Source organism: Sphingomonas sp. Leaf412, from assembly GCF_001425405.1.
Taxonomy (GTDB): domain Bacteria; phylum Pseudomonadota; class Alphaproteobacteria; order Sphingomonadales; family Sphingomonadaceae; genus Sphingomonas.
Genome location: NZ_LMQP01000004.1, coordinates 100699 through 107029 on the forward strand (window position 1 = coordinate 100699; position 6331 = coordinate 107029).

Annotated in this window: 8 protein-coding genes and 1 tRNA gene; 4 read left to right on the forward strand and 5 right to left on the reverse strand. The window is 70.1% G+C overall.

Annotated elements, in window-relative coordinates:
• Positions 1-81: 81 nt before the first annotated feature.
• Entirely contained in the window at positions 82-1305 is a 1224-nt protein-coding gene (locus ASG29_RS14750; protein ID WP_055985976.1) for a threonine synthase, read from the reverse strand.
• 125 nt (positions 1306-1430) lie between these two features.
• Positions 1431-2591 (reverse strand): DUF2171 domain-containing protein, encoded by a 1161-nt coding sequence (locus ASG29_RS14755; protein WP_082516218.1) that lies wholly within the window; start codon positions 2589-2591, stop codon positions 1431-1433.
• Between the two features lie 232 nt (positions 2592-2823).
• Between ASG29_RS14755 and ASG29_RS14760 the strand changes: the two genes are divergently transcribed.
• The 4 genes from ASG29_RS14760 (at position 2824) to ASG29_RS14775 (ending at position 4843) form a co-directional block, all read left to right on the forward strand.
• Positions 2824-2899, forward strand: a tRNA-Ala gene (locus ASG29_RS14760).
• 122 nt (positions 2900-3021) lie between these two features.
• Complete coding sequence (locus ASG29_RS14765; protein ID WP_055985983.1) at positions 3022-3309, forward strand: putative quinol monooxygenase; 288 nt, start codon at positions 3022-3024, stop codon at positions 3307-3309.
• A complete protein-coding gene (locus ASG29_RS14770) occupies positions 3306-4112 on the forward strand; it encodes an NUDIX domain-containing protein (RefSeq protein WP_082516164.1) in 807 nt (268 codons plus the stop codon). Before ASG29_RS14765 ends, ASG29_RS14770 begins: the two co-directional genes overlap by 4 nt.
• Complete coding sequence (locus ASG29_RS14775) at positions 4112-4843, forward strand: extensin family protein (RefSeq protein ID WP_055985987.1); 732 nt, start codon at positions 4112-4114, stop codon at positions 4841-4843. The genes ASG29_RS14770 and ASG29_RS14775 overlap by 1 nt, the downstream gene beginning before the upstream one ends.
• A 24-nt stretch (positions 4844-4867) precedes the next feature.
• Here the strand turns inward: ASG29_RS14775 and ASG29_RS14780 are convergent, their stop codons facing one another.
• From ASG29_RS14780 to ASG29_RS17625, 3 genes are all read right to left on the reverse strand, one after another.
• On the reverse strand, positions 4868-5419 hold the full coding sequence (locus ASG29_RS14780; protein ID WP_055985990.1) for a hypothetical protein: 552 nt from the start codon (positions 5417-5419) through the stop codon (positions 4868-4870).
• A 203-nt stretch (positions 5420-5622) separates the two neighbouring features.
• The gene (locus ASG29_RS14785; RefSeq protein WP_055985994.1) at positions 5623-5904 is read right to left on the reverse strand and encodes a hypothetical protein; all 282 of its coding nucleotides are present in this window, start codon (positions 5902-5904) and stop codon (positions 5623-5625) included.
• Between the two features lie 60 nt (positions 5905-5964).
• A partial coding sequence (locus ASG29_RS17625; protein ID WP_235532948.1) for a transglutaminase-like domain-containing protein occupies positions 5965-6331 on the reverse strand: 367 nt, incomplete at its 5' end.

The window sequence follows — 6331 nt, forward strand, 5'->3', positions numbered from 1 at the left end:
CGGTGCAGGGGTACGAGCAATATCGCAAGTTCCTCGACACCGCCTATTTCACCGAAGTCACCTTCCGGCGCTGACGCGCCGCTAAAGCGCGTCGAAATCGATGTCGCCGTGCCGGTCAAGCGTGCGATCGGCCGGCGGCATCGGATATTTCAACCCGGTCGCGCAATTGAACAGCACCACGCGTTCGTCCGCGTCCACCTCCCCGTCGCGCACCGCCTGCCGGTACGCCGCCAGCGTCGCGCCGCCCTCCGGACACAGCAGCAGGCCGTCGCGGCGCGCGCATTCGTCCACCGCGGACAGGATCGCGGGATCGCCCACCGCGACCGCCTTCCCCCCGCTCTCCCGCACCGCGCGCAGGATCAGGAAGTCGCCCACCGCGCGCGGCACGCGGATCCCCGCGGCGACGGTATGCGCATCCTCCCACCGCTCGGCATGTTCCTCCCCCGCCTCGAACGCGCGCACGATCGGCGCGCAGCCCGACGCCTGCACCGCGTACATCCGCGGCCGCGCGCTGCCGATCCAGCCGAGTCGCTCCAGCTCGTCGAACGCCTTCCACATCCCGATCAACCCGGTGCCGCCGCCGGTGGGGTAGAAGATCGCGTCGGGCAGCGACCAGCCGAACTGCGCCGCCAGCTCCAGCCCCATCGTCTTCTTCCCCTCGATCCGGTACGGCTCCTTCAGCGTCGAGAAGTCGAACCAGCGCCCGTCCGCCGCGCCCTTCCCCACGATCGCGCCGCAATCGTCGATCAGGCCGTTGACCCGCCAGACGCGCGCGCCCTGCATCGCGATCTCGCGCACGTTCACCTCCGGCGTGTCCTCCGGGCAGAACACGATCGTCTCGATCCCGACGCGCGTGGCGTAGGCGGCGAGCGCGGCGCCCGCATTGCCGTTGGTCGGCATCGCGATGCGCGTGACGCCCAATTCCTTCGCCATCGCCACCGCCATCACCAGCCCGCGCGCCTTGAAGCTGCCGGTGGGCAGGCGGCCCTCGTCCTTCACCAGCACGTTCGCGCCGCCGCTGCCGGGGATCGGCACCAGCGGCGTCTCGATCTCCCCGAGGCTGACGACGTTGCGCGTGTGCCGGACGGGCAGCAGTTCGCGCCACCGCCACAGGTCGGTCGCCCGCGATGCGATATCGTCGCGCGACACCGCGCGGCCCAGCGCGTCGAGGTCGTAGCGCACCAGCAACGGCCGCCCCGCCCGCGACAGGTTGTGCAGCGTGTCCGCCGCGTAGCGCTCTCCCGTCAGCGAGCATTCCAGATGCGTGACGAACGTCGGGCGATCGGTGGTGAGATTGTCGTTCATGCCAGAGTCCCTAGGTCGGGCCGTGCGCGAGCGCCATCGCCCGTCGCCCGAAACGCGGCGCGACGGCCGCACGCGAAAAGGCCCGGACGTCGCCGCCCGGGCCTTCCCCACTCAAACGAGCGCGATCACTTCTTGTCGTCGTACGTGCCCGAGAAGCTGCGGTTCAGGTTGGTCGCCCCGCCCTGCGTGATGCCGGGTCGCTGGCCGTCGCCGTAGCGGAACAGCGCCTGGTTCTGCTCCTCGTCGCGCCAGCGGCGCTTCGCCTCGTCCGCGGTCTTGGACAGGGTCACCTTGTCGTCGGCGACGGATTGCAGCCAGCTGGACGGGATCGAATGATGGCGGCCGTCCGCATCCTTGTCGGTCTTCGTCAGCAGGATGCGGTCGTCGCGCACCTTGTCGACCGTGCCGACGTGGCTGCCGTCGGAGCCCACGACCTCGGCATGTTCCTTCACCTGGTCCAGCGACTGGCGCTGCGTCTGGCGATTGGAGCGCCAGCTGGTGAATTCGTTCTCGAACCGCGAGCGATTTTCCTGCCGATATTCGTCATAGTCGCGGTCGAGCGCCGCGATCTGCGTCGAGCGCCAGCTGCCATAGTCGCTGTCGCGATGATGGCGGTCCTGCTGCTTGTAGTAGCGCTCGTCGTAGCGGCTGTCCGCCTCGCGCCGCCGCTCCGCATCCTCGTCGCCGAACCACGAGCGGACCTCGTCCCCGGCGCGCGCCAGGAAGCCGCGATCGTCATAGTCGTAGCCCTGCGGCTGACGACCGTAATCGCGCCCGCCGTCACGCTGCCGCTGCTGGCCGAACCGCTGGTCGTCGCGACCGTGCGACCGGGCGCCATCGTCACGGCCATGATCGCCGGACGAATAGCGGTCGCGCTGCTGGCCGAAGTCGCCGCGGCCGTAGCCGCCGCCCTGCGCACGATCGCCGTCGTAGCGGCCGTAACCGGGACGGCCCTGCTCGTTGCGTGCGCCATAGGTCGCGCCGCGGTCGTCGTTCGATTGCCCGTAGCCCGATCGGGCATATCCCGACTGGCCGTAGCCCGACTGCCCGTAGCCGGATTGGCCGTAGTTCGACTGGCCGTAGTCGGAGCGGCCGTAGCCCGAATGGCCATAGTCACGCCCGCCGTACGTCCGGTCGCCGTCGTCGGCATCGCGCGCGCCCGGAGAGCCGCCCGGATAACCGTATGAACGACCCGCGTCGGAATCGCGCCCATAGGTTTCGGCGTCGCGCCGGCCATAGGCGTCGCGCTGCTCGTCGGTACCGCGGGGATAACGTTCGTAGCCCATCTGCATCCTCCTGGAAGCAAGGTCACGCCGGCGACATCGCCGCACGCTTCTATCGCGGAAAAAGGCCGAAAAAGGTTATTGTTCCGATCGTTACGCAATGGCAACGGACATCCGTCGCATCCCGCGCACGCCCCGCCGGAGGGCGATCCGCGGCGCGCGGCGAAACGACTGTTGCATCGGTCGAAGCCGCCCGCTAATGGCGTCGCTCCCCGGCCCTGCCGGGCGACCGGGCGGGGCCGTAGCTCAGATGGGAGAGCGCTGCAATCGCACTGCAGAGGTCAAGGGTTCGATTCCCTTCGGCTCCACCACCCGATGATTTTCCGAAGGCTCCCGACCGGCCGAACGTCGGCCTTTCCAGCCCCTTACCGCCACTCCGCCCTTGCCCATTCCGCCCGCTTGCTGCGATGATGCGGCGAAACGGGAGAGGCGAATGCTGATCGTCACCGGCAGCCTGACGGCGCGCCCGGACAATTTCGACATGTTCCTGGGGGAAGCGATCGCGCATGTCCGGCGGTCGCGGGACGAGGACGGATGCCTGCATCACGGCGTCGCGCGCGATTGCGAGCATCCGTATCGCCTGGTCTTCGTCGAACGATGGCGCGACCGTGCCGCGCTGGACGCACATTTCCGCGTCCGCGGCTCCATCGCCTTCGTCACCGCGATCCGGCGCGAGGCGGAGACGTGGGAAGGTCCCGAGATTTACGAGGTTGCCGCATGACCCGCCCCTTCGATCCTGTCGCCGATTCCTTCGCCGACGCCTCCGAACTGCCCGATGCGATCCCCGCCGCCACCCTGGTCGTGTTCCGCGAGCGCGCGTCGGGACCGCCCGAACTGCTGATGGTCGAGCGTGCGAAGGCGATGGCGTTCGCCGCGGGAGCGATGGTGTTCCCGGGCGGGCGCGTCGACCCGGCGGACCATTCGCTGGCGTTGCGGATGGGGGCGCGGGACGACGATTGGGAAACCGCCGCGCGCATCGCCGCGGTGCGCGAGACGATCGAGGAGGCGGGCCTGCCCGTCGGCCTGGCACACACGCCCGGCGTCGACGCGCTGACGACGATGCGCGCCGCGCTGCACGACGGCATGCCCTTCGCACAGGCGCTGGCGGAGGCGGACGCGACGCTGGACCTGTCGCTGCTCCAGCCGTTCGCGCGGTGGCGGCCGCAGCATCGCAACCTGCGCATCTTCGACACGCGCTTCTTCCTCGCCCGCCTGCCCGACGACGCGCCCGTCGCCAGCGTGGACGAGACCGAGAACGTGCGCCTCGTCTGGGCGACTGCGCAGCACGTGCTGGACGAGGCGGATGCGGGGCGGCTGGCGATCATCTTTCCCACCCGACGCAACCTCGAACGCCTGGCGCTGTTCGGCTCCTATGCCGAGGCGGCGGCACATGCGCGGGATACGCCCGTGCGGGTCGTCACGCCGTGGCCCGAAGAACGCGATGGAGCGACCCACCTCTGCATTCCCGACGATCTCGGCTATCCCGTCACGTCGGAGCCTTTGACCGGCGCCATGCGCGGTTGATGCGGCGCGCGCGTCGCGGCGTCGGCTGCGCTGCGTGGATCGTCGCGGTGCTGATCGCGGGCGTCGTGGCCTGGGGCCTGCTGCGCGGGCGGCCGCAGGACCTGCCCTGGACCCCGCTCGACCTGGGGCGGCCGGTGGGGATGTTCACGGGGCGCAAGCTGACCGCGTTGACGGACGATTTCGCGCAATGCCGCCGCCTGCTCGACCGGGCAGGCGTGCGGTACGAGCCGCTGGCGCCGGTGCGGGAGGGCGCGTCGTGCGGTTATGACGACGGCGTGCGCATGGGCGTCGGGCGCGCGCTGGAGATACCCTATCGCCCCGCGAACCTCGGCGTCGCCTGCCCCGTCGCGGCGGCATTGGCGATGTGGGAATGGAACGTCGTGGCGCCCGCCGCGCGGCGTCATTACGGGGAGCGCGTGACCGCGATCGAGCATTTCGGCAGCTACAATTGCCGTCGCATGTACGGCCGCGACGCGGGATCGTGGAGCGAGCATTCGACCGCCGACGCGGTCGACATCGCCGCCTTCCGCCTGTCCGACGGTCGCCGTGTCAGCGTGGTCGGCGACTGGACCGGCGATGCCGCGGACCGCGCCTTCCTGCGGGAGGTCCGCGACGGCGCGTGCGACCTGTTCGCGACCGTCCTGTCGCCCGACTACAATGCCGCGCACCGCGACCATTTCCATCTCGACCAGGCGCGCCGGGGAACGATGGGCGGGCGCGCGTGCCGGTAGGCGCCGCCCGGCCGGTTGCGACCGTCAGTTGGGCAGCGCGGCCGGGTCCACCTTCTCCACCCAATAGGGGTAGAAGGCAGGCTGTCGCGACGACCAGCCCGATGCGGTCGCCGCCGCCTCGCTGATCGACTGGAGCAGCTTGCGCCGCAGTTCGGGATGCAGGTGCGGCAGCGCGGCGGCGGCGCAGAAGGCGCTCGGCAGCCACGGGCGCACCTTCGCCCCGACGAGCCGTTCGTACAGGAAGCGATAGGCCGCGAAGCTGGTGATGCGCCCCTGCCCCAGGTCGAACGCGGACAGGATGGTCAGCGGCGCCAGCAACGGCTCCGCGCTGTCCAGCCCGCTGTCGTCGGGAACGGTCGCGCGGATATCGGGCAGGCGATCATAGTGGCGCGCCTGCGCGCGGATGCTGGCCGCCTCCACCACGTCGCGCGACCAGCGCTGCATCGCGTCGTCGCGGTCCAGCCCGATGTCCAGGCTGCGCCGGATGTAGCGTTGCGTCGCCGCACCGAACGTCGCGAATTCCTTCATCTCGGCCAGGGTCATCACCCCTTCCGCCGGCTTCATCCTCGCTGTCATCGTCCCATCCCCGCCCGGTGATTCGACCGGATGCCACGATGCACGAGGATGGTTAACGCCACCCTTAACGTCGCGACAAACGGCGGGGACAATCGATCATGCGTCTTGCCGCACCGCAACATGGATGCGACGAAGCGTTGGCCGGTGACGATTTTGTTGCGCCGGGTGCGGCATGGACGCAACAAGCGCCCATGCCGGTCGAGTCAGACGTCCTGCTGGCGCTCCGCTTCCTCGGCCGCGTCATAGCCCGACGACGGCGCCGGATCGGTGCTGTGGACCGGCTGGGTCGAGGACAGGGGGTCGGAGGCGTCCATCGATTCGTCCAGCCCGGCATCGAGCCGCGCATCGCTGTCCTCCGGATCGTCCTTCAGCCGCTTGGCGATGCCCGCGTCCTGACCGGCGTCCTGCCGCGCGGTGCGCCCCTCGCCCGCGGGGGCCACCGACAGGCTGTCGAGCGCGCGCTCGTCGATCGGTTTGTCGGTCATTATCGTCTCCCGCATCATTTCGTTACATACCCAACGCGTTACCCCGCGCGCCCGTTCCTCTCACCCGATCCGGGTGACCGTCACGCGCTGTTCCAGGAAGTTGGCGGTGCCGAAGACGGTCATGAAGGCGATGTCGGTGGCGTCACGCCCCACCGCCACGCGCGCCAGGTCCGCGGCGCTGCCCATGCCCGTGGGGTCGAGCAGTCGCCACGCCCCGTCGAGCCACAGTTCGGCGACGGCGTGGAAATCGGGCGGGTCGACGCCGGGGGCATAGGCGGAAACGCAGCGCGCCGGGATTTCGGCCGCGCGCGCGAGCGCGACCAGCAGGTGGGCATAGTCGCGGCACACGCCGCGGCGTTCCGCGAACGTCTCCATCGCGCCCGTGCCGCCCGTGCTGCCCAGACCGTCGTAGGTGATGTTCTGCCCC